We start from the raw sequence: 20,235 nt of genomic DNA on the forward strand, positions 1-20,235 counted from the left end.
TCTGCCGCAGGGCCTGGACGCGGGGCCCGGACAGGCGTTCCGGCCCGTGCTGCCCGAGGTGCTCGATCAGCCGGACGGCGTCGTTGCCGGTGGCGAGGATCCTGGTCTTGGGGCGGGTGGGGTTCTTGCCCAGACGGACCGGGCGGCCGTAGCGGCGCCCCCACTCCTCGTCGACCAGGCCGGCCAGCAGGTGCGAAGCCGTGCCGGCCAGCTCTTCCAGCGCGGCGCGGACGGCCTCGGTGACCACAGTTCCAGCCGGGTCAGGTCGCGCACCGCGGCCAGGACGTGGGTGGAGTCCGTGCGCTGGGTGGTGCGCTCGCGGACGAGACCGGCCTCCTTCAGGCGCGCGAGCGCGAGGTCGAGGAGACGGTCGGCTCGGCCGCCCTCGGTGAGGCGGTCGCGGAAGTCGGCCAGCACGCTGTGGTGGAAGCCGGGATCGTCCAGCTCCATGGCCAGCGCGTACTTGAAATCGATGCGGCAGCGAACCGCCTCGGCCGCCTGCCGGTCCGACAGATTGAGCAGGAACTGCAGCACACAGACGGTGGCCAGCTGGGCGGGCGAAAGCCCCGGGCGACCGTCACGCGGGTACCAGTCGGCGAAGTCCTCGTCCCGCCACAGCCCGCCCAGGTGATCTCTCACCCACATCGCCGTCGTCCCGCCCGGGTTGCTCGCCCGAGCCATCTGCACGGTCAGAGAAGGAACTTGCTCACCAGAACGCGGGCGGAGCGACAACGGGCACCTCGACAACTGCATCGGTCCTTGAACAGAGCCGAGCATGCCCGTTGATCATGCTGCCCCGCCGGGGATCCTCAAGATCCCCGACAGAGTCAAGCTAAGGACGAGCACTGACAGCCAGGGGTTCGCAGAACCAAGGCCAGCGCCGATTGCTTCACCGCCGTGGCGCTGGCTACCCGCTTGCGGAGACGGCTTCCTCGGTCCACCTCCTCCTGGGAGTCGGATGCCGAGCTTGGCTCCCAGGATGGCCCCCTGAACCAGCCAGGGGCCCGACCCGCGATGCGGATCAGGCCCCTGACCTGGTACTTCACTGTCGGGGTGGCGGGATTTGAACCCACGACCTCTTCGTCCCGAACGAAGCGCGCTGCCAAGCTGCGCCACACCCCGATTGTCGCTGCTCTCGCGGCGACGACGTTCACTTTAGCCCACCGGTGGCCGGAGACGAAATCCGGTTTTGGCGCCGAGGCGGACGGGGTCCGGGCGGGTGCGGTCCACGGTGATGAGGACGAGGGCCAGGCCGTAGAGGACGAGGAGCAGGAGGAGGGAGACGCTCAGGATGTGCTGGTAGTCGTGCCGGGCGGTGTCCTGGAAGGGGTAGAGGTGGTGGGCCGGGGTGCCGGGCAGGAGGGCGCCGAGGGGCAGGGTGAAGGCCAGGTACGCCGCCGGGTACAGGAGCCATGCGGCGGCGTGGGCGAGGTGCGTGCGGGCCGGTGGGGAAAGGAGCAGCCAGTCCAGTACCGCCGCGACGGGGAGCAGCGTGTGCAGGGCGGGCGGCGCGAGGGTGGCCAGTGTGGCGGCTGTTCCGGTCAGGGGCGCCGTCGTCGTCGGCTCCGTCATCGTGAACGCCGGTGTCGCGTCCGCCAGGAGTACGTGGTGGACCAGGGCTGCCGCGACCACGTACAGCAGCGTCGCTCCGGCCAGGGCGCCCGGCAGGGGGCGGTGGGCCGTCCAGGCCCGGCGGGCCGAGGCGAGCATGACCACGGCCAGCAGGAGCGTGCTCTGGATCGCGAAGTGGCTCAGGACGCGCGCCGGGCTGCCGAGCAGGAGTTCCACGGTCACCGCCGCGATCGCTGCCAGCGCCAGGAGCAGGCGGTACGCCGCTGTCAGGGGGCGGCGTACGGGTGGTGCCACGGCTCCCGCGGGGGCGGAGGACGGCATGAGGTTCGTTCGTCTCCCCGGGATGACGGGGAGGTCAGGGATGTCCCTGGGTATCGGGGCGGTCATGAACCCCAGAGTGGGTGAACGACCTGGTCGGGGCGATGTGGGTGGGCCGGACGGGGGACCTCGTCGCCGGGCGGCCCGTCGTCCCGTGTCCGGGCCGTCCCCTCACCACCCGGGCCCTCCCCGTATCCGGGCCGTCCCGCTCCCGGGCTACTCCCGACCCACCAGCGTCATCAGCGTCGCCTCCGGAGGGCAGGCGATGCGGAACGGGGTGTAGCGGCTGGTGCCGCAGCCCGCGGAGACGTGGAGGTACGACGTCCGGCCCTCGGACGTGTGCGAGGACAGGCCCTTCACGCGGTCGGTGTCCAGGTCGCAGTTGGTGACCAGGGCACCGTAGAACGGGATGCAGAGCTGGCCGCCGTGGGTGTGGCCGGCCAGGACCAGGGGGTAGCCGTCGGCCGTGAAGGAGTCCAGGACGCGCAGGTAGGGCGCGTGGACGACGCCCATCGAGAAGTCTGCCGTGCCCGACGGGCCGCCCGCCACCTCCGTGTAGCGGTCCCGCTTGATGTGCGGGTCGTCCAGGCCGGTCAGCTCGATCGTGACGCCCTCGATCTTCAGGGTGTCCCTGGTGTTCGTCAGGTTCCGCCAGCCCGCGCCGTCGAAGCCGTCCCGCAGGTCCTCCCACGGGTTGTGGACCACGTCGGCGACCGGGGGGTTACCGTTCAGACCGTGCCGGCCCTGGGCCCTCTCGATCAGGTAGCGGGCGGGGTTGCGCAGCCTCGGGCCGTAGTAGTCGTTGGAGCCGAAGACGTACGCACCGGGGAAGTCCATCAGCGGACCCAGCGCGTCCAGCACCTCCGGAACGCCCTCCGGGTCGGACAGGTTGTCGCCCGTGTTGATCACGAAGTCCGGACGCAGACCCGCCAGCGAGTGCAGCCAGCGCTGCTTCTTGCGCTGGCCGCTCACCATGTGGATGTCGGAGACCTGCAGCACGCGCAGGGGGCGCATTCCGGCGGGCAGGACCGGGACCGTCACCCGCCGCAGCCGGAAGGAGCGGGCCTCGAAGCCCGCCGCGTAGACCAGTCCGGCGGCGCCGGCCGCCGTGATTCCCAGGGGGATTCCGTATCGCGCGCGCATACGCCCATCGTGTCAGATCCGGGAGGTGCGGATGTCCGGCGGTCACCTTCCGGGCGGCCGGCCCCGGCGCGGGTACGGGCCGGCGGGGACCGGTGCGGGCTGGTGGCCGTCCGCCCGAACGGGCCCTGTGACACCGGGATTCGGGAGCACGCCGTAAATGCGTGGGCGTCCCTCCCTCCGTTCCTGCGACAATCAAGGCATGACCACGCTCAAGTCGAAGCTGCACGACGACCTCAACGTTGCGATCAGAGAGCGCGACGAGCTCAGCTCCTCGACGCTCCGGCTGACGCTCACCGCGATCACCAAGGAGGAGGTCGCGGGGACGGAGAAGCGCGAGCTCTCCGACGACGAGGTCCTCAAGGTGATCACCCGCGAGGCGAAGAAGCGTCGTGAGGCGGCGGACGCCTTCGCGCAGGGCGGGCGTCCCGAGCAGGCCGAGCGGGAGAAGGCGGAGGGCGAGCTGCTCGCGCGCTACCTGCCCCAGCAGCTGTCCGACGACGAGCTGAACGCGATCGTCGCCCAGGCCGTCGAGGAGGCGAAGGCCTCCGGTGCGCAGGGCCCGCGGGCCATGGGCGCGGTCATGAAGATCGTCAACCCGAAGGTGGCCGGGCAGGCGGAGGGCGGCCGCGTGGCCGCCGCGGTGAAGAAGTCCCTCGCCGGCAGCTGAACCGGTGGACAGCGAAGGGCCCCTCCCTCCCGAGCCGGCGCGGGGAAGAGGGGCCCTTCGTCTGTGTCGCCCGTGCCGCCGGTGTGCCGTCAGCGTCGTCCGCCGGGCCCGTTGCCGGGGCCCTGGATGAAGTTCTCCGGGATGGAGATGGTCGGGAGCGGTTCCGCTCCGCCGTTGGTACCGGTCCCGCCGCCGTTGCCGCCGCCGAAGAGGCCGCCGATGATCCCGCCGGCGTTGTTGTTGCGGTCGCTGTCGCCGCTGTCGCCGTTGCCGTCGTTCCCGTTGCCCCGGTCCCGGTTCTCGTCCTCGTTCTCGCGGTCCGGGATGTTGACGAGGTTGAAGCTGGGCGCTTCCTTGCCCGACAGGGCGCCGGTCATGGCGTCCTTCCAGATCGGACCGGGGACCGCGCCACCGAAGACGAGCGCGTGGGGGACCCCGCCGATCGTGATGTTCTGCATCTTGACGTCCTGCTGGGGGCTGCCGACCCAGACGGCGCCCGACAGGTTCGGCGTGTAGCCGACGAACCAGGCGTTCCGCCGCTCGTCCGTCGTGCCTGTCTTGCCCGCGTTCTGGCGGTCGGTCAGGCCGGCCTCACGCCCCGTACCGGAGTCGACCACGCCCTGCAGCAGGGTGTTGATGGTGTCCGCGGTCTCCTCGGACAGCGCACGCTTGCACGTGGACTTCGGGACCTCGAGCGACTGCTGCTTTCCGTTGATCTTCTGGGTGATCGACTCGATCGCGATCGGCGTGCAGTGCACGCCCCGGTTGGCGAATGCCGCGTAGGCGCTCGCCATGGTCAGCGGCGAGAGGCCGGTCGAACCGAGCGTCATCGACGACGGCACCTCGGGAACCTTGTCGCCGTTGCCCTGGACCACGCCCAGGGCGTCGGTCATCTTCACCACCGGGCACATCCCGATGTCGGCGAGCATCTCCACGAAGAAGGTGTTGACCGACAGGGCCATCGCCTCCTTCAGGTCGTACGGCCCGACCTCGGACTCCGTCTCGTTCTCGAGTTTTTCGTTGCTGCTGTTGACCCAGGGGTCGCCGCTGCACGTCTGGACCCGGTCCGGGTACGGCATCTCGTAGGGCGCGGGGTACGTCTGCGTCGCCGGGCGGCCCTGCTCCAGCGCCGCCGCGGCCACGAACGGCTTGAACGTCGAGCCGGTCGGGAACCCGAAGTTGGAACCGCCCATGGCGGCGTCGACCGAGTAGTTGTACTCGGTCTCGTCCTTGCCGTAGCCGAACGGCTTGGACTGCCCCATCGCGAGGATCTTGCCGCTGCCGGGCTCGACCAGGGTGGTCGCCGCGGCGACCTTGTCCGACTTGTAGACGTGCGTCTTCAGTGACTCCCGCACCGACTTCTGCGCCTGCGGGGCGAGCGTCGTACGGATGGTCAGGCCGCCCTGGTTCCAGACCTTGGCCCGGTCCTCCTTCTCCTTCCCGAAGACCGGGTCGCTGAGGAACACCTCGCGCACGTAGTCACAGAAGAAGGCCGCGTCGTCGACCGCGGTGATGCAGCCGTTCTTCGGCCTGCTGACCTTCAGTCCGAGCGGGGCCTTTGACGCCTCGGCGGCCTCCTCCCGGGAGATGTCACCCACCTCGGCCATCCGTGCCAGGACCACGTTGCGCCGCTTGGTGGCCTCCGCCTCGTCGTTGACCGGGTCGTACCGGCTCGGCGACTGGACGAGGCCGGCGATGAGGGCCGACTCCTGGAGGCTGAGGTCCTTGGCGGGCTTGGAGAAGTAGCGCTGGGCGGCGGCCTCCACGCCGTAGGCCTGCTGGCCGAAGTACGTGATGTTCAGGTAGTTCTCGAGGATCTTCTTCTTGCCCAGCTCCTCCTCGACCTGGATCGCGAACTTCAGCTCGCGGATCTTGCGGCCGATGGTCTGCTGGGTGGCCTGCGCGACCTTCGTCGGGTCGTCGCCCGCCTCCTCCACGAAGACGTTCTTCACGTACTGCTGCGTCAGGGTGGACGCGCCCTCGGAGACGCCGCCGGTCTGCGCGTTGCGGTTGAGTGCGCGCAGTACGCCCTTGAGGTCGACCGCGCCGTGCTCGTAGAAGCGCGAGTCCTCGATCGCGACGATCGCCTTCTGCAGGTGCGGCGAGATGTCCTTGAGGCCGACCACCGTGCGGTCGCGCGAGTAGACGGTCGCGATCTTGCCGCCCTCCGCGTCGAGGATGGTGGTGCGCTGGCTCAGCGGGGGCCTCTTGAGATTGGTGGGGAGCTCGTCGAAGCTCTCCACCGACCCCTTGGCGGCGAGGCCCAGCGCGCCCACGGCGGGGATCGCGATACCGGCCAGTACGGCTCCCGACAGGACACTGACACCGAGGAACTTGGCGGCCTGCTGCGTTGGCGACAGACCACCGCCCGAGCGCTTCTTTGGCATGGGAGCAGCCTACGTTCTCATTCGCCGGACAGGCGTACAGGCCTTGGCCTAAGCTGCTCACAACTGTCACAGCAGTGAGGTCACGTAATCAATACGTCCGGCGACCCCGAATCGTTCCGGATCCCTCCGACTTTTTTGTCGGGGCGTGTTGGGCGCGTGTCCGGAACCACCTTCCGTGTCACACGGTGTCCGTTGTGGCGCAAGTGAAACGACCCGAAACGCCGGGATTGTCGCGCATGTCGCCAGCTCACTCCCCCGGGTGATCTGCCGCTTACCCATAGTCCGTTCGGGCCATTCAAGATTGGGCCCGCTGGGGGTGTTGCGCTGTGCCCACCTTCCGTAACGTCCTCAACTGGCGGCGGTGAATATGCCGCTGCCGCCGTGGGGGAGCCTCGATTCGGGAGAGGACGGCGCCGGTATGGGCTGGGTTACCGACTGGAGTGCGCAGGCTGCCTGCCGCACTACTGATCCGGATGAACTGTTCGTTCAAGGAGCAGCGCAGAACAGGGCCAAGGCGGTGTGCACCGGATGTCCGGTACGCACGGAGTGCCTGGCCGACGCGCTCGACAACCGCGTCGAGTTCGGCGTATGGGGAGGGATGACGGAACGTGAACGCCGCGCACTGCTGCGCCGGCGGCCCACGGTGACGTCCTGGCGCCGGCTGCTGGAGACCGCGCGCACGGAGTACGAGCAGGGGACGGGGGTCGTCCCCCTCGACGACGAGGTGTACGCGAACCTCGTGGCGGTGGGCTGAGGGTTCTCGGGGGTTCTCGGAGGTTCTCGGCCTCTGCGTGGGCGGACGGCGGCAGGACTCCGGGCGGGCGTGCCCGGTGGGCTGGCGGTGCTCTGCCGCGCGTCACGACGGATCCGTCGGGACCGACCCTGTCCCTCAGGGGATGTCGGCGCGCCTCAGGGTGTGTTGGCGCGCCGGTGTCGTTCCGGCTGACCCGGTGACAGGGCACGGCGCCGCCGTCAGGGCGTGCCGACGTGCGTCAGGTGCTCGCGGAGGGCAGCTCCGGCCGGTCGGCCGCGAGCCGGTCGCCGATGTCCCGCAGCCCCGCGAGGTCGTGCACGTCGCCGGGCAGCGCGGCCACTTCCGTCACCGCCACCTCGGGGTGGAGCGCGGTGAAGCGGTCCCGTGTGCGCTGCTCGCGTGAGAGCAGCTGCATCCGCTCGGCGTGCAGCCTCAACAGGCCCACGGTGAGCTGGTCGACGGACCGCCCCACGTCCGCCTCGTCCGCCCTGTCGGCGCCGGTGTCGTCCACGGTGGCGGGGGAGCCTTCGTCGGGGACGTCGTCCTGTGCCGGGGTGCCGGGAGGGACGGTTGTGGGTGTCTTGGATGCGTCAGGGGCCCCGGGTGCCTCCGGAGTGGGAACCTCCGTAGCGGGATCGGCCGAACTCTCGTATGTGTCGGGTGAGTTACGAAGTCCAGCGTTCCCGTCCTCCTGATCCACAATGCGGGAGTCCTCAAGATTTTCTGCGGCGGCGAGTGCCCGCTCGGCCGACAGCCGGTCGGCGCCGCTGCCGTGCACCCGGTTGAGGACCAGGCCGGCCAGCGGCATGTCCTCGGCGGCCAGCCGTTCCACGAAGTACGCGGCCTCGCGCAGCGCGTCCCGCTCCGGGGCCGCGACCACCAGGAACGCGGTCCCGGGCGCCTGGAGCAGCTTGAACGTGGCGTCCGCGCGGGTACGGAACCCGCCGAACATGGAGTCCATCGCCGCCACGAACGTCTGCACGTCGCCCAGCAGTTGGCCCCCGAGCACCTTCCCCAGGACGCCGGTCATCATGGACATCCCGACGTTCAGGAACTTCATCCCCGCCCGGCCGCCGACCTTCGCCGGGGTCAGCAGTACGCGGATGAGCTTGCCGTCGAGGAAGGAACCGAGCCGCTTCGGCGCGTCCAGGAAGTCGAGCGCGGACCGGGACGGCGGGGTGTCGACGACGATGAGGTCCCACTCGTCACGGGCCCGCAACTGCCCCAGCTTCTCCATCGCCATGTACTCCTGCGTGCCCGCGAAGCCCGCCGAGAGCGACTGGTAGAAGGGGTTGCCCAGAATCGCGGAGGCCCGCTCGGGGTCCGAGTGCGCCTCGACGATCTCGTCGAACGTGCGCTTCATGTCGAGCATCATCGCGTGCAGTTCGCCGCCCGCGGAGTCGTCGATGCCCTTCACCCGGCGGGGGATGTTGTCGAGCGAGTCGATGCCCATGGACTGGGCCAGCCTGCGGGCCGGGTCGATGGTCAGGACGACCACCTTGCGCCCCCGCTCGGCCGCGCGCAGGCCCAGCGCCGCCGCGGTGGTCGTCTTGCCCACCCCGCCCGAACCGCAGCACACCACGATCCGGGTGCCGCGGTCCTCGATCAGCGGGTCGATGTCGAGCGTGGGTACGGAGGAGAGGTGGTGGCGGGCCGGGCCGCCCGAGTGGGCCGGGTCGTGCGCCTGCGCCGGTTCCGGACGACGACTCATGACATTCCCTGCTTCCGATGCTTCCGGTTCGGTTGCCGGTCGGTGACGGGCACGCCCGTACGGGGCGCGGCTTCGGCGGGCGGGTTCCTGCCGGTCATGACACACCCTGGGCGCGGAGTTCCTTGGCCAGCTCGTACAGGCCCGCCAGGTCCATGCCCTCCGCGAGCAGCGGCAGCTCGTGCCGGGGCAGCTCCACCTCGGCCAGCGCGGCGCGCTGCTCGGCCTCCAGCGCGTACCGCTCGGCGTACTCCTCCGCCTGCGCGAGCAGAGGGTCCACCAGCCGCTCGGCGTGCCCGCCGCGCCGCGCGCCGCCGAGACCGGCCACGGACAACGACCGCGCGACAGAAGAACGCGTGACCGTCCCCACGAGTTCCAGATCGGCCGCGTCCAGCATCTCCGGACGCACCATGTTGACGATGACCCGTCCCACCGGCAGCCGGGCCGCCCGCAGCTCGGCGATGCCGTCCACGGTCTCCTGGACCGGCATCTCCTCCAGCAGCGTGACCAGGTGCACCGCCGTCTCCGGCGATTTCAGCACCCGCATCACGGCCTGTGCCTGATTGTGTATCGGGCCGATCCTGGCGAGTCCCGCGACCTCGTCGTTGACGTTGAGGAAGCGGGTGATGCGCCCGGTCGGCGGGGCGTCCATCACGACGTAGTCGTAGACGAACCGTCCGCGCCTGTCCTTGCGCCGTACCGCTTCGCACGCCTTGCCGGTCAGCAGGACGTCCCGCACACCCGGCGCGATGGTGGTCGCGAAGTCGATCGCGCCGAGCTTCTTCAGGGCCCGTCCGGCGCCGCCCAGCTTGTAGAACATCTGGAGGTAGTCCAGAAGGGCCCGCTCCGCGTCGATGGCGAGGGCGTGCACCTCCCCGCCCCCGGGAGCGACGGCGATCTTCCGTTCCTCGTACGGCAACGCCTCCGTCTCGAAGATCTGTGCGATGCCCTGGCGGCCCTCGACCTCGACGAGAAGCGTCCGCTTCCCCTCCGTGGCCAGAGCCAGCGCGAGGGCCGCGGCCACCGTGGTCTTGCCGGTTCCGCCCTTGCCACTGACGACCTGAAGCCTGCTCACGCCTTTGAGCCTAATTCCTCCCCGCGCGTACCGGCGGCTCCGGGTGGGATCTCCCCGGAATGCAGCCGCTAGAGTCGCCGCATGACGAAATGGGAGTACTCGACGGTTCCGCTGCTGGTCCACGCCACGAAGCAGATCCTGGACACCTGGGGCGAGGACGGCTGGGAGCTCGTACAGGTCGTTCCCGGCCCGAACAACCCCGAGCAGCTGGTGGCCTACCTGAAGCGGGAGAAGCAGGCGTGAGCGCGGTCGAGGCGAAGCTGGCCGAGCTCGGGCTGAGCCTGCCCGAGGTCGCCGCGCCGCTGGCCGCGTACCGTCCGGCCGTGCTGTCCGGCCGGTACGTCCACACCGCCGGCCAGCTTCCCATGGTGGAGGGCGCGCTCTCGCTGACCGGCAAGGTCGGTGCCGAGGTCACGGCGGAGGAGGCGAAGGAGCTGGCGCGCACCTGCGCGCTGAACGCCCTCGCCGCCGTGAAGTCCGTCGCCGGCGACCTGGACCGCGTCGCGCGCGTGGTGAAGGTCACCGGGTTCGTGGCCTCGGCCGCGGACTTCACGGGCCAGCCGGGCGTCCTCAACGGCGCGAGCGAGCTGCTGGTCGACGTCCTCGGCGACAAGGGCGTCCATGCCCGCAGCGCGGTGGGCGTCGCGGTACTGCCGCTGGACGCGCCCGTGGAGGTCGAGATCCAGGTGGAACTGACCGGGACGGACTGACGAAGGCGGACCGACCGGGACGGACCGGCGGGGGCGGGCGGGTGCTTCTCCCCCGCTCCCCCGTCGCCCCTCGAACATCGGCCCGTCGCGGGATAGCCTCCGGCCATGGCGAATGCGCGGGCTGATGGGCAGGCCGGGGGCCGGTCGGGTGGTCGGACCGGCGGGCAGTGGTATCCGCCGGAATGGCCGGAGCGTATCCGCGCGCTCGCGGACGGGACCCTCGTCCCGGCCGCACCGAAGCGCGCGGCCACCGTCATGCTCCTGAAGGACACCGGCGACGGCTACGTCGTCCACATGCTGCGCCGACGCACCTCCATGGCCTTCGCCGGGGGCGCGTACGCCTATCCCGGCGGTGGGGTCGACCCGCGCGACGACGATCTCCACGTCCGCTGGGCGGGCCCCACGCGCGCGTGGTGGGCGGACAGACTCGGCGTCGGCGAAACGGCGGCCCAGGCGATCGTCTGCGCCGCGGTGCGCGAGACGTACGAGGAAGCCGGCGTGCTGCTCGCGGGCCCGACGCCCGACTCCGTGGTCGGTGACACCACGGGCCCGGACTGGGAGGCGGACCGCGCGGCGCTCGTCGCGCGGGAGACGTCCTTCGCGGAGTTCCTCGGCCGCCGGGGACTGGTCCTGCGCTCGGACCTGCTCGGCGGGTGGACGCGGTGGATCACCCCGGAGTTCGAGCCACGCCGCTACGACACCTGGTTCTTCGTCGCCGCCCTCCCCGAGGGACAGCGCACCCGGAACGCCTCCACGGAGGCCGACCGTACGGTGTGGATCTCCCCGGACGAGGCGGCCGCCGCGTACGACCGGGGCGAGCTGCTGATGATGCCGCCGACCATCGCGACCCTGCGCCAGCTGAAGGCGTACAGGACGGCGGCACAGGCGCTCGAGGCGGCATCCGCCCGTGACCTCACGCCGGTGCTGGCCACCGCGCGGCTGGAGGAGGGCGAGGTCGTGCTGTCCTGGCCGGGGCACGACGAGTTCACCCGGCGCGTCCCGCGGCATGCCCGGCCCGCCCAGCACATCCCGAACGGTGGAGCACCCGCATGACGGACGCGGCAGCCCTTCCCGGCCAACCGCGCGGAGGGGCCCTCTCCGGGCCCGCCACCGCGCGGGCGGTCAACGTCCTGGCGCCGAACGCCTCGGCGATGACCCTGGACGGCACCAACACCTGGATCCTGTCGGAACCCGGCTCCGCGCGGGCGGTCGTGATCGACCCGGGTCCGCTGGACGAGGGGCATCTGCGCAACGTCGTCGACACCGCCGAGCGGGCCGGCAAGCGCGTCGCCCTCACCCTGCTGACGCACGGTCACCCGGACCATTCCGAGGGCGCCGCCCGCTTCGCCGAGCTGACCGGTACGAACGTACGGGCACTGGACCCGGAGCTGCGCCTGGGGGACGAGGGACTGTCCGGCGGGGACGTGGTCGCCGTGGACGGCCTGGAACTGCGGATCGTCCCCGCCCCCGGCCACACCGCCGACTCGCTCGCCTTCCACCTGCCGGCCGACGGGGCCGTCCTCACCGGTGACACGGTCCTGGGGCGCGGCACGACCCTCGTGGCCCACCCCGACGGCCGCCTCGGCGACTATCTGGACACGCTGCGCCGGCTGCGCTCGCTCACGGTCGACGACGGCGTCCACACGGTCCTGCCGGGCCACGGCCCCGTACTGGAGGACGCCCAGGGAGCCGTCGAGTACTACCTGGCGCACCGCGCGCACCGCCTGGCCCAGGTGGAGACGGCCGTGGAGAACGGCCACCGCAGCCCGACCGAGGTCGTCGCCCACGTCTACGCCGACGTGGACCGCTCCCTGTGGCCGGCCGCGGAGCTGTCGGTCCGCGCGCAGCTGGAGTACCTGCGGGAGCACGGGCTCATCTAGGGGGTGTTTCGAAGGTCCCGCACAGCACCCACGGCGCCCGGCACGCACTCTCGCCGCACCGGCCGAAACCCCGAGTACGTCCAGTACGAGAGCTTTCGTCCGGCACGCCGAGAGCACGCACCGGACACCGCGGGCACCGCACAGGACCTTCGAAACACCCCCTGGGGCCGGACGGGCTCCGGGGGTCCTGGGGGCCCGGGGGACCCTGAGGTCTGCAGCTCTGGTCCCCGGGGTCCGTGGCCCCGGGAGGGCCGGGCCGGGTCAGCGGGATCGGGTCAGCGGGATCAGCGGGACCGCTTCGCAAGACGTTCGACGTCCAGGAGGATCACCGCGCGGGCCTCCAGGCGGAGCCAGCCGCGCTGGGCGAAGTCCGCCAGGGCCTTGTTGACCGTCTCGCGGGACGCGCCGACCAGCTGGGCCAGCTCCTCCTGCGTGAGGTCGTGGACGACGTGGATGCCCTCCTCGGACTGCACGCCGAAGCGGCGGGAGAGGTCCAGCAGGGCACGGGCGACCCGGCCCGGAACATCGGAGAAGACGAGGTCCGACATGGCGTCGTTGGTCTTGCGCAGCCTGCGCGCGACGGCCCGCAGCAGCGCGGTGGCGACCTCGGGGCGGGCGTTCAGCCAGGGCTGGAGGTCGCCGTGGCCGAGGGCGAGCAGCTTGACCTCGGTCAGTGCCGTGGCGGTCGCGGTGCGCGGGCCCGGGTCGAAGAGCGACAGCTCACCGATGAGCTCGCTGGGCCCGACGACGGCCAGCATGTTCTCGCGGCCGTCGGGGGAGGTGCGGTGGAGCTTGACCTTGCCCTCGGTGACCACGTAGAGCCGGTCTCCGGGGTCGCCCTCGTGGAACAGGGAGTCGCCCCGTGCGAGGGTCACCTCGCTCAGCGAGGCGCGAAGCTCCGCGGCCTGCTCGTCGTCGAGCGCCGCGAAGAGCGGGTTCCGCCGCAGAACGTCGTCCACGTGTTCTCTCCTTGTCGACCTGCTCAGGGGATCCTGATCCCCACGTACCAGGGGACCGAAGTGCCCAGTTTGCCGGACAGTCCAAACAGTGTGATCTGTCACAAGGATGCCGCACAGGCCTGCCGGGGTAAGCGGCAGGGGTCCAATTGGGGGCCGGTCTCCAGGGGTCGGGACGGATGTCGGCGCCGGGCCGTAGGCTGGCCGGGTGTCCAAATCGCCGGTGGGAGAGCAGGCCCGAAGGGCTGTTCGGGTGACGGTACACCGGGATTCCGCCGTGGGCGAACAGGGCTCGGATGGCGGCAGGGAAACGGCGAAACCGACAAAGAAGGCGCCGGTGAAGAAGAAATCGACCGCGAGTGCGACCGGGAGCGAGACCTCGGATCCGGTGTCGGCCTCGACCTCGAACGACAGCTCGAGCAACACCTCGGACGTGGCTTCAAGCGCGAGTGCGGGCGACGCGACCGGGGCGAAGTCGGCGAAGCCCACGGCCGCCGGCAGGGCGACCAAGCCGCCCAAGGCGGAGTCGCGCCTCGCCCTCGTCCGCCGCGCCCGGCGGATCAACCGGGAGCTCGCCGAGGTGTTCCCGTACGCCCACCCCGAGCTGGACTTCGAGAACCCCTTCCAACTCGTGGTCGCCACGGTCCTGTCGGCCCAGACCACCGACCTGCGCGTCAACCAGACGACTCCCGCCCTCTTCGCGAAGTACCCCACCCCCGAGGATCTGGCCGCCGCCAACCCGGAGGAGGTGGAGGAGATCCTGCGCCCCACCGGTTTCTTCCGGGCCAAGACCAAGTCGGTGATAGGGCTTTCGAAGGCACTGGCGGAGGATTTCGGTGGCGAGGTGCCGGGCCGGCTCGAGGATCTCGTCAAGCTCCCCGGTGTGGGCCGCAAGACGGCCTTCGTCGTGCTCGGCAATGCCTTCGGCCGCCCCGGCATCACCGTGGACACGCACTTCCAGCGTCTGGTGCGGCGCTGGAGGTGGACCGGGGAGACCGACCCCGACAAGATCGAGGCGGCCGTCGGCGCGCTCTTCCCGAAGAGCGAGTGGACCGACCTCTCGCACCACGTGATCTGGCACGGCCGCCGCATCTGTCACGCCCGTAAACCCGCGTGCGGCGCCTGCCCCATCGCCCCGCTCTGCCCGGCGTACGGCGAGGGCGAGACCGACCCGGACAAGGCGCAGAAGCTGCTGAAGTACGAGAAGGGCGGCCTCCCGGGCCAGCGCCTGAACCCCCCGCAGGCCTACCTCGACGCGGGCGGCCGGCCGGCCCCGCCGCTGGGTGCCGGATGAGCCGCCCGGGCAGCCCGGGCCACCTGGGCCATCTGGGCCGCATGACGGGGGCATATACGGCGGGCGCCGGTGGAACGATCCAGGCACCGGCGGGTGTTGAACGGAGCAGGGGAGCGGTGGGGGCGAGGACGGCAGGGATGGCGATGACGAGGGTGACCGGTCCCCGGGGCGGCCGGGTGACGCTCAGCCAGGAGGGCCTGCCCTCCTGGCTGGACCCCTTGGTCCGGGTCGCGGAGACGGTCGCACCGGACGAGCTGAGCCGCTTCCTGCCCCCGGCGGACGGCGCGGGCCGCCAGGCCGCCGTCCTCGTCCTGTTCGGCGACGGTGACGGCGAGCGCGGTCCGGAGCTGCTGCTCATGGAGCGGTCGGCCGCGCTGCGTTCGCATGCCGGGCAGCCGGCCTTCCCCGGCGGCACCCTCGACCCCGAGGACGGCGACCCGCTGGCCGACGGGCCGCTGTGGGCCGCGCTGCGCGAGGCCGAGGAGGAGACGGGGCTCGATCCCGACGGCGTCCAGCTCTTCGGAGTTCTGCCGAAGCTCTACATCCCCGTCAGCGACTTCGTCGTCACGCCGGTCCTGGGCTGGTGGCGGACCCCCAGCCCGGTCGGTGCCGTCGATCCGAACGAGACCGCGCGCGTCTTCACCGTTCCCGTGGCGGATCTCACCAATCCGGACAACCGGACGACCACCGTCCATCCCAGCGGCCACCGGGGCCCGGCATTCCTGGTCGAATCGGCCGTGGTGTGGGGTTTCACGGCCGGGATCATCGACCGGCTGCTCCATTACACGGGGTGGGAGCGTCCCTGGGACCGGGAGAAGCAGGTCCCGCTGGACTGGCGGTCATGACAGGGTGGGCGCGGTGCCGTGCGGTACGGGGGCTCGTGACGACGGCGGTTCATGCCGTGTGCCCCCGGACTCCGGCCCGGCAAGAACGACCGGAATGACGAGGCGAGGCAGAACGCGGTGAACGTGCTGGACATCCTGTTGCTGGTCGCCGCCGTGTGGTTCGCGGTCGTCGGCTACCGCCAGGGGTTCGTCGTCGGCATCCTGTCGGTGATCGGGTTCCTGGGCGGCGGTCTCGTCGCCGTCTACATCCTCCCCGTCATCTGGGACCTCATGACGGACAACGCGGAGGTCGGCACGGCCGCCGCGGTCGTCGCGGTCGTCGTCGTCATAGTCTGCGCCTCCGTGGGCCAGGCCCTGACCACGCACCTGGGCAACAAGCTCCGCCGTTACCTCGTCTGGTCCCCGGTCCGCGCGCTCGACGCCACCGGCGGTGCCCTGGTCAACGTCGTCGCGATGCTCCTGGTCGCCTGGCTGATCGGCTCCGCCCTCGCGGGCACGACCCTGCCGACGCTCGGCAAGGAGGTCCGCCAGTCCAAGGTGTTGACCGGTGTCTCCCGGGCGCTGCCCGACCGGGCCGACACCTGGTTCGCCGACTTCTCCTCCGTCCTCGCGCAGAACGGTTTCCCCCAGGTCTTCAGCCCGTTCGCGAACGAGCCGATCACCGACGTCCAGCCACCCGACCCCGCCCTGGCCGGCAGCCCCGTGGCCGGGCGGGCGCAGCGGTCCATCGTCAAGGTCATGGGCACCGCCCCGCAGTGCGGCAAGGTCCTCGAGGGCACCGGCTTCGTGTTCTCCGAGCGCCGCGTGATGACCAACGCGCATGTCGTGGGCGGCGTCGACGAGCCGACCGTGCAGATAGGCGGCGAGGGCAGGAAGTACGACGCGACGGTCGTCCTCTACGACTGGAAACGCGACATCGCGGTCCTCGACGTCCCGGACCTCAAGGCGCCCGCGCTGCGGTTCACCACCGAGGACGCGAGCAGCGGCGACAGCGCGATCGTCGCCGGCTTCCCGGAGAACGGCGCGTACGACGTCCGGTCCGCGCGGCTGCGCGGGCGCATCGCGGCCAACGGCCCGGACATCTACCACCGGGGCACCGTCCGCCGTGACGTCTACTCCCTGTACGCGACGGTCCGTCAGGGCAACTCCGGCGGACCGCTGCTGACCCCCGAGGGCCAGGTCTACGGCGTGGTGTTCGCCAAGTCCCTCGACGACGCGGAGACGGGGTACGCGCTCACCGTGGACGAGATCCAGGAGGACATCGTCAAGGGCCGTTCCGCGACCCAGCAGGTGGACAGCGACAGCTGCGCACTCTGAGCGGCGGGAGGGCCCCGCGTACGGGCGTACGGCCGGGAACACCGCCAGGAGCACGGCCGGGAACACGGCCGGTGGCACGTTCGGCCGTACGTCTCCCGTCAGCCGCGAGGGTGATGGTGGCGCAGCCGTACCGAGACCCAGCGGGCCCGGCGGCGGAGGATACGCGGAATCCCGACCCGGAGATCCGTACCTGCCATCTGCGGTGCACCGCCTTGCTGGTGGGATCCCCTGCCGCCCGCCGAGCGGCGGTCGCGGCCTGTGTCACTGTGGTCGTGCGTCCAGCCCATACTCCGACCCCTGCCCCCACCTCATGGTCCATAACCGCCTCGCGGAGGGCCAATTGGCCTATGCGTCAGGCAAATGGCCGTTCGTAGGACAGGTGTTCAGTTCTGGTGATCGGATCTGCGTACCGGAAGGGGGCGGAGCAGTGCGGAGAGGGGCCGGGAAGGGCGGAGCGGAGGACGGAAGAGGTACCCGAAGCCGCCGCTCGGCCGGCTGTCAGCGGTCGGGTTCCGGGTCCTTCAGCCAGTTGATCAGCTCGGAGGAGAACGCGGCCGGGTCCTCCTCGTGCGGGAAGTGGCCGAGTCCGTCGAACAGCCGCCAGCGGTACGGTGCTTCGACGTACTCCCCGGACCCGGCGGCGTTGCGGACGCCCACCACGGGGTCGAGCGAGCCGTGCAGGTGCAGTGTCGGCACCCGCACCGGCCGCTTCATCCGGCGGTTGAACTGGATGCCGTCCGGCCGGGCCAGGGACCGCACCATCCAGCGGTACGGCTCGATCGAGCAGTGCGCCGTGGAGGGGATGCACATGGCCCGCCGGTAGTTCTCCAGCGCCGTCTCCTCGGGCGGGCGGGGCCCGGACCAGTCCTGGATCAGCCTGGCCACCAGCGCCCCCCCGTCGGCGGTGAGCTGCCGTTCCGGGATCCAGGGCCGCTGGAACCCCCAGATGTGCGACATGGCGGACGACTGCCGCACGTCGGCGATCATGGCCGCCCGCCAGCGCCGCGGATGCGGCATGGACGACACCGCGAGCCGCCGTACGAGCTTGGGGCGCATCGCCGCCGCCGTCCAGGCCAGGTACCCGCCCAGGTCGTGCCCGACCAGCGCGGCGTCCGGCTCGCCGAGGGAACGGATCACACCGGTGACGTCCAGCGCGAGGTTGGCCGGGTCGTAACCGCGCGGTGTGCGGTCGCTGCCGCCGACGCCCCGCAGGTCCATGGCGACCGCGCGGAACCCGGCGTCGGCCAGCGCCGTCAACTGGTGCCGCCAGGTCCACCAGAACTGCGGGAAGCCGTGCAACAGCAGCACCAGCGGGCCGTCGCCGAGCTCGGCGATGTGGAAGCGCGCGCCGTTGGCGGCGACGTCCCGGTGGGTCACCTCGCCGCCGCCCGGGATGTCGAGGCGTACGGCCGAGAGGGGTTGCGCCGAAGGAGTGGCGGGGTCCGTCATGAGGACGAGCGTGCCACAGCTTCGATCGCCTCGGGAGCCCGGTCCCTGGGGAGTTCGGGACGCGGGTGCGGCTTGGCCTTCTGCAGCACGACCGCCGTCTTCTTCATCGAGGCGGCGACCTTCTGCGGGCCGCGGCCCTTCTTCGCCTTCTTCGCGAAGACCACCCCGATGAGGGCGAGGAGGAGCGCGAACAGCACGTTCGCCGCGAAGGACAGCAGGAAGCAGACGGCGAGGTTCCAGTCGCTCCAGGTGTGGATCCCGTAGGCCAGGGCGAAGCTCAGCATCGGCAGGGAGAAGAGGAGCACGAGGCCGGCCAGGGTGAACAGCCCGCCGCTCGTCGCGCCCCGCTGCACATCTCGTTTGAGCTGTGCCTTCGCCAGCGCGATCTCGTCGTGCACCAGCGCGGACATGTTCTCCGTCGCCGAGGCGAACAACTGACCGATGCTGCGTTCGGCGCCGACCGGGCTGCCGTCGGGTGCGCTCATCGCGGTCTCCCTCTTCTTCTTTCGTCCTGCGTGCCTCTGCGTACCTCTGAGTAAGGCTCAGTCTGCCGCCTGACGGCCCTCGTCCGCGCCACCACCCGTGCCCGGCCGCGTGTGTCCCGTTGTGGTGGTGACCGCCCCGAGGGCTGCGGGAGCGGGTGTCGGTGCGGCTGCGGACGTCCGACGGGGGCGTTCGACCGTCCTGACTTCGTACCGTCCCGTCAGATCATGCCGGACCGTCGTGTTCCTCGCCTGCCCCGCCCGGTACGTCGGCAAGCCCCTCGTGTTCCTCGGCCTTCTCCCGCGCGATCCGCCGATGCTCGGCGGCCTTCTTCTCGTATATCCCGGCCATGCGCAGGTGGTACGCCGGGTCGTCCTCCTCGTAGATGTCCGGGACACCGCTGAGGTCGTCGTCGCGTTCCTCGTCCTCGGTCAGCTTGCGGTACTTGGCGTTCTGGATCTTCAGCAGCACGGTCGCGACGACTGTCGCGATCAGCGAGCCGACCAGCACGGAGGCCTTGACACTGTCCGACATCAGGGCGTCGCCCTCGAAGGCGAGCTCGCCGATGAGCAGGGAGACGGTGAACCCGATCCCGGCGAGGGCCGACACCGCCAGGATGTCCGCCCAGGCGAGGTCGTCGCTGAGCGAGGCCCTGGTGAAGCGGGTGGTCAGCCACGTGCCGCCGAAGATGCCGACCGTCTTGCCGACGACGAGGCCGAGGACCACGCCGAGCGTCTCGGGCGTGGTGAACACTTCCCCGAGCGCGCCGCCGGAGACCGCCACCCCCGCGCTGAACAGGGCGAACAGTGGAACCGCGAGGCCCGAGGAGAGAGGTCGGACCAGGTGTTCTATGTGCTCGCCGGGGGACTGCTTCTCGTCCTCGCGGCGGTGGCAGCGCAGCATCAGACCCATCGCGACACCGGCGATGGTGGCGTGGATCCCGCTGTTGTACATCAGGCCCCAGATGGCCAGGGCGAGCGGCACGTACACGTACCAGCCGCGTATGCCCTTGCGCAGCAGCAGCCAGAAGGCGGCCAGGCCCACCACGGCACCGGCGAGCGCGAGGAAGTCGAGATCGCTGGTGAAGAAGACCGCGATGATCAGGATCGCGAAGAGGTCGTCGACGACCGCCAGGGTCAGCAGGAAGGCGCGCAGCGCGCTCGGCAGGGACGTGCCGATGACGGCGAGCACGGCGAGCGCGAAGGCGATGTCGGTGGCGGTGGGCACGGCCCAGCCGGCCAGCGAACCGCCGCCGATGCCGCTGGTGAGCGTGTAGACGAGGGCCGGTACGACCATGCCGCACAAGGCGGCGACGACGGGGAGCGCGGCGGCCTTGGGGTCGCGCAGATCACCGGCGACGAGTTCGCGTTTGAGCTCGATTCCGGCCACGAAGAAGAAGATCGCGAGCAGTCCGTCGGCGGCCCAGTGCGCGACGGACAGGTCCAGGCCGAGGGTTGCGGGCCCGAAGTGGAAGTCGCTGACGCTCTCGTAGCTGTCCTGCAGGGCGGGTACGTTCGCCCATATCAGCGCGGTGACCGCGGCGACGAGCAGCAGCACACCGCCGACGGTCTCGGTGCGCAGCGCGTCCGTGACGTAGTTCCGCTCGGGCAGGGAGAGAGGGCCGAAGGCCTTGCGCGGGGTGGGGGTGCGGGGTGCGGGCACGGGGTGATCCTCTGG

General features: G+C 71.0%; 20 protein-coding genes and 1 tRNA gene. 9 read left to right on the forward strand and 12 right to left on the reverse strand.

Features of this window, described 5'->3' with window-relative positions:
- Nucleotides 1–66: 66 nt before the first annotated feature.
- From ACWZEH_RS18780 to ACWZEH_RS18795, 4 genes are all read right to left on the reverse strand, one after another.
- Nucleotides 67–639: a transposase gene (locus ACWZEH_RS18780; RefSeq protein WP_456192329.1), complete on the reverse strand. Its 573-nt coding sequence runs from the start codon at nucleotides 637–639 to the stop codon at nucleotides 67–69.
- Nucleotides 640–1,048: 409 nt separating this feature from the next.
- Nucleotides 1,049–1,122: transfer RNA gene (locus ACWZEH_RS18785), tRNA-Pro, on the reverse strand.
- 33 nt (nucleotides 1,123–1,155) lie between these two features.
- A complete protein-coding gene (locus tag ACWZEH_RS18790) occupies nucleotides 1,156–1,959 on the reverse strand; it encodes a Pr6Pr family membrane protein (protein ID WP_456192330.1) in 804 nt (267 codons plus the stop codon).
- Between the two features lie 147 nt (nucleotides 1,960–2,106).
- Nucleotides 2,107–3,033, reverse strand: coding sequence for a metallophosphoesterase (locus ACWZEH_RS18795; protein WP_456192331.1), 927 nt, complete (start codon nucleotides 3,031–3,033; stop codon nucleotides 2,107–2,109).
- Nucleotides 3,034–3,232: 199 nt separating this feature from the next.
- Here ACWZEH_RS18795 and ACWZEH_RS18800 point away from each other — a divergent pair, with 199 nt between their 5' ends.
- Entirely contained in the window at nucleotides 3,233–3,700 is a 468-nt protein-coding gene (locus tag ACWZEH_RS18800; RefSeq protein WP_456192332.1) for a GatB/YqeY domain-containing protein, read from the forward strand.
- An 89-nt stretch (nucleotides 3,701–3,789) separates the two neighbouring features.
- Here the strand turns inward: ACWZEH_RS18800 and ACWZEH_RS18805 are convergent, their stop codons facing one another.
- A complete protein-coding gene (locus ACWZEH_RS18805) occupies nucleotides 3,790–6,087 on the reverse strand; it encodes a transglycosylase domain-containing protein (RefSeq protein ID WP_456192333.1) in 2,298 nt (765 codons plus the stop codon).
- A 418-nt stretch (nucleotides 6,088–6,505) separates the two neighbouring features.
- Between ACWZEH_RS18805 and ACWZEH_RS18810 the strand changes: the two genes are divergently transcribed.
- Complete coding sequence (locus tag ACWZEH_RS18810; protein WP_456199682.1) at nucleotides 6,506–6,841, forward strand: WhiB family transcriptional regulator; 336 nt, start codon at nucleotides 6,506–6,508, stop codon at nucleotides 6,839–6,841.
- 238 nt (nucleotides 6,842–7,079) lie between these two features.
- On the opposite strand, the gene bagB is transcribed toward ACWZEH_RS18810, so the two are convergent.
- Nucleotides 7,080–8,552: an ATPase BagB gene (gene bagB / locus ACWZEH_RS18815; RefSeq protein WP_456192334.1), complete on the reverse strand. Its 1,473-nt coding sequence runs from the start codon at nucleotides 8,550–8,552 to the stop codon at nucleotides 7,080–7,082.
- 94 nt (nucleotides 8,553–8,646) lie between these two features.
- Entirely contained in the window at nucleotides 8,647–9,624 is a 978-nt protein-coding gene (gene bagA, locus ACWZEH_RS18820) for an ATPase BagA (RefSeq protein ID WP_456192335.1), read from the reverse strand.
- 81 nt (nucleotides 9,625–9,705) lie between these two features.
- On the opposite strand from bagA, the gene ACWZEH_RS18825 reads away from it, so the two are divergent.
- From ACWZEH_RS18825 to ACWZEH_RS18840, 4 genes are all read left to right on the forward strand, one after another.
- Complete coding sequence (locus tag ACWZEH_RS18825) at nucleotides 9,706–9,867, forward strand: Sp36 family protein (RefSeq protein ID WP_019355547.1); 162 nt, start codon at nucleotides 9,706–9,708, stop codon at nucleotides 9,865–9,867.
- The gene (locus ACWZEH_RS18830; protein WP_456192336.1) at nucleotides 9,864–10,334 is read left to right on the forward strand and encodes a RidA family protein; all 471 of its coding nucleotides are present in this window, start codon (nucleotides 9,864–9,866) and stop codon (nucleotides 10,332–10,334) included. The genes ACWZEH_RS18825 and ACWZEH_RS18830 overlap by 4 nt, the downstream gene beginning before the upstream one ends.
- A 105-nt stretch (nucleotides 10,335–10,439) precedes the next feature.
- Entirely contained in the window at nucleotides 10,440–11,387 is a 948-nt protein-coding gene (locus tag ACWZEH_RS18835) for an NUDIX hydrolase (RefSeq protein ID WP_456192337.1), read from the forward strand.
- Entirely contained in the window at nucleotides 11,384–12,214 is an 831-nt protein-coding gene (locus ACWZEH_RS18840; protein WP_456192338.1) for an MBL fold metallo-hydrolase, read from the forward strand. The genes ACWZEH_RS18835 and ACWZEH_RS18840 overlap by 4 nt, the downstream gene beginning before the upstream one ends.
- A gap of 284 nt (nucleotides 12,215–12,498) precedes the next feature.
- On the opposite strand, the gene ACWZEH_RS18845 is transcribed toward ACWZEH_RS18840, so the two are convergent.
- Nucleotides 12,499–13,173 carry a Crp/Fnr family transcriptional regulator gene (locus ACWZEH_RS18845; protein WP_042163713.1) on the reverse strand — a complete coding sequence of 225 codons (675 nt, stop codon included), beginning with the start codon at nucleotides 13,171–13,173 and terminating at the stop codon, nucleotides 12,499–12,501.
- A gap of 334 nt (nucleotides 13,174–13,507) precedes the next feature.
- On the opposite strand from ACWZEH_RS18845, the gene nth reads away from it, so the two are divergent.
- From nth to ACWZEH_RS18860, 3 genes are all read left to right on the forward strand, one after another.
- Nucleotides 13,508–14,464 (forward strand): endonuclease III, encoded by a 957-nt coding sequence (nth, locus tag ACWZEH_RS18850; protein WP_456192339.1) that lies wholly within the window; start codon nucleotides 13,508–13,510, stop codon nucleotides 14,462–14,464.
- Nucleotides 14,465–14,601: 137 nt separating this feature from the next.
- Nucleotides 14,602–15,309, forward strand: a complete 708-nt coding sequence (locus ACWZEH_RS18855; protein WP_456192340.1) for an NUDIX hydrolase — start codon at nucleotides 14,602–14,604, stop codon at nucleotides 15,307–15,309.
- A gap of 117 nt (nucleotides 15,310–15,426) precedes the next feature.
- A complete protein-coding gene (locus ACWZEH_RS18860) occupies nucleotides 15,427–16,626 on the forward strand; it encodes a MarP family serine protease (protein WP_456199683.1) in 1,200 nt (399 codons plus the stop codon).
- A 98-nt stretch (nucleotides 16,627–16,724) separates the two neighbouring features.
- Here ACWZEH_RS18860 and ACWZEH_RS18865 read toward each other — a convergent pair whose 3' ends face one another.
- The 4 genes from ACWZEH_RS18865 to nhaA form a co-directional block, all read right to left on the reverse strand.
- A complete protein-coding gene (locus ACWZEH_RS18865) occupies nucleotides 16,725–16,913 on the reverse strand; it encodes a hypothetical protein (protein WP_384010081.1) in 189 nt (62 codons plus the stop codon).
- A 211-nt stretch (nucleotides 16,914–17,124) separates the two neighbouring features.
- Nucleotides 17,125–18,075, reverse strand: a complete 951-nt coding sequence (locus ACWZEH_RS18870; protein WP_456192341.1) for an alpha/beta fold hydrolase — start codon at nucleotides 18,073–18,075, stop codon at nucleotides 17,125–17,127.
- Complete coding sequence (locus ACWZEH_RS18875; protein ID WP_456192342.1) at nucleotides 18,072–18,560, reverse strand: phage holin family protein; 489 nt, start codon at nucleotides 18,558–18,560, stop codon at nucleotides 18,072–18,074. The genes ACWZEH_RS18870 and ACWZEH_RS18875 overlap by 4 nt, the downstream gene beginning before the upstream one ends.
- A 223-nt stretch (nucleotides 18,561–18,783) precedes the next feature.
- A complete protein-coding gene (gene nhaA, locus ACWZEH_RS18880) occupies nucleotides 18,784–20,220 on the reverse strand; it encodes a Na+/H+ antiporter NhaA (RefSeq protein ID WP_456192343.1) in 1,437 nt (478 codons plus the stop codon).
- Nucleotides 20,221–20,235 lie beyond the last annotated feature (15 nt).

The organism is Streptomyces yamdrokensis, from assembly GCF_053890455.1.

Excerpts from the sequence above, each read along its gene's own strand:
- bagB (WP_456192334.1), bottom strand. The coding sequence starts at position 8,552 with ATGAGTCGTCGTCCGGAACCGGCGCAGGCGCACGACCCGGCCCACTCG.
- ACWZEH_RS18865 (WP_384010081.1), bottom strand. The coding sequence starts at position 16,913 with ATGGGCTGGACGCACGACCACAGTGACACAGGCCGCGACCGCCGCTCG.
- ACWZEH_RS18790 (WP_456192330.1), bottom strand. The coding sequence starts at position 1,959 with ATGACCGCCCCGATACCCAGGGACATCCCTGACCTCCCCGTCATCCCG.
- ACWZEH_RS18840 (WP_456192338.1), top strand. The coding sequence starts at position 11,384 with ATGACGGACGCGGCAGCCCTTCCCGGCCAACCGCGCGGAGGGGCCCTC.
- ACWZEH_RS18795 (WP_456192331.1), bottom strand. The coding sequence starts at position 3,033 with ATGCGCGCGCGATACGGAATCCCCCTGGGAATCACGGCGGCCGGCGCC.
- ACWZEH_RS18855 (WP_456192340.1), top strand. The coding sequence starts at position 14,602 with ATGGCGATGACGAGGGTGACCGGTCCCCGGGGCGGCCGGGTGACGCTC.
- ACWZEH_RS18825 (WP_019355547.1), top strand. The coding sequence starts at position 9,706 with ATGACGAAATGGGAGTACTCGACGGTTCCGCTGCTGGTCCACGCCACG.
- ACWZEH_RS18810 (WP_456199682.1), top strand. The coding sequence starts at position 6,506 with ATGGGCTGGGTTACCGACTGGAGTGCGCAGGCTGCCTGCCGCACTACT.
- ACWZEH_RS18805 (WP_456192333.1), bottom strand. The coding sequence starts at position 6,087 with ATGCCAAAGAAGCGCTCGGGCGGTGGTCTGTCGCCAACGCAGCAGGCC.
- ACWZEH_RS18800 (WP_456192332.1), top strand. The coding sequence starts at position 3,233 with ATGACCACGCTCAAGTCGAAGCTGCACGACGACCTCAACGTTGCGATC.
- ACWZEH_RS18870 (WP_456192341.1), bottom strand. The coding sequence starts at position 18,075 with ATGACGGACCCCGCCACTCCTTCGGCGCAACCCCTCTCGGCCGTACGC.
- ACWZEH_RS18875 (WP_456192342.1), bottom strand. The coding sequence starts at position 18,560 with ATGAGCGCACCCGACGGCAGCCCGGTCGGCGCCGAACGCAGCATCGGT.
- ACWZEH_RS18835 (WP_456192337.1), top strand. The coding sequence starts at position 10,440 with ATGGCGAATGCGCGGGCTGATGGGCAGGCCGGGGGCCGGTCGGGTGGT.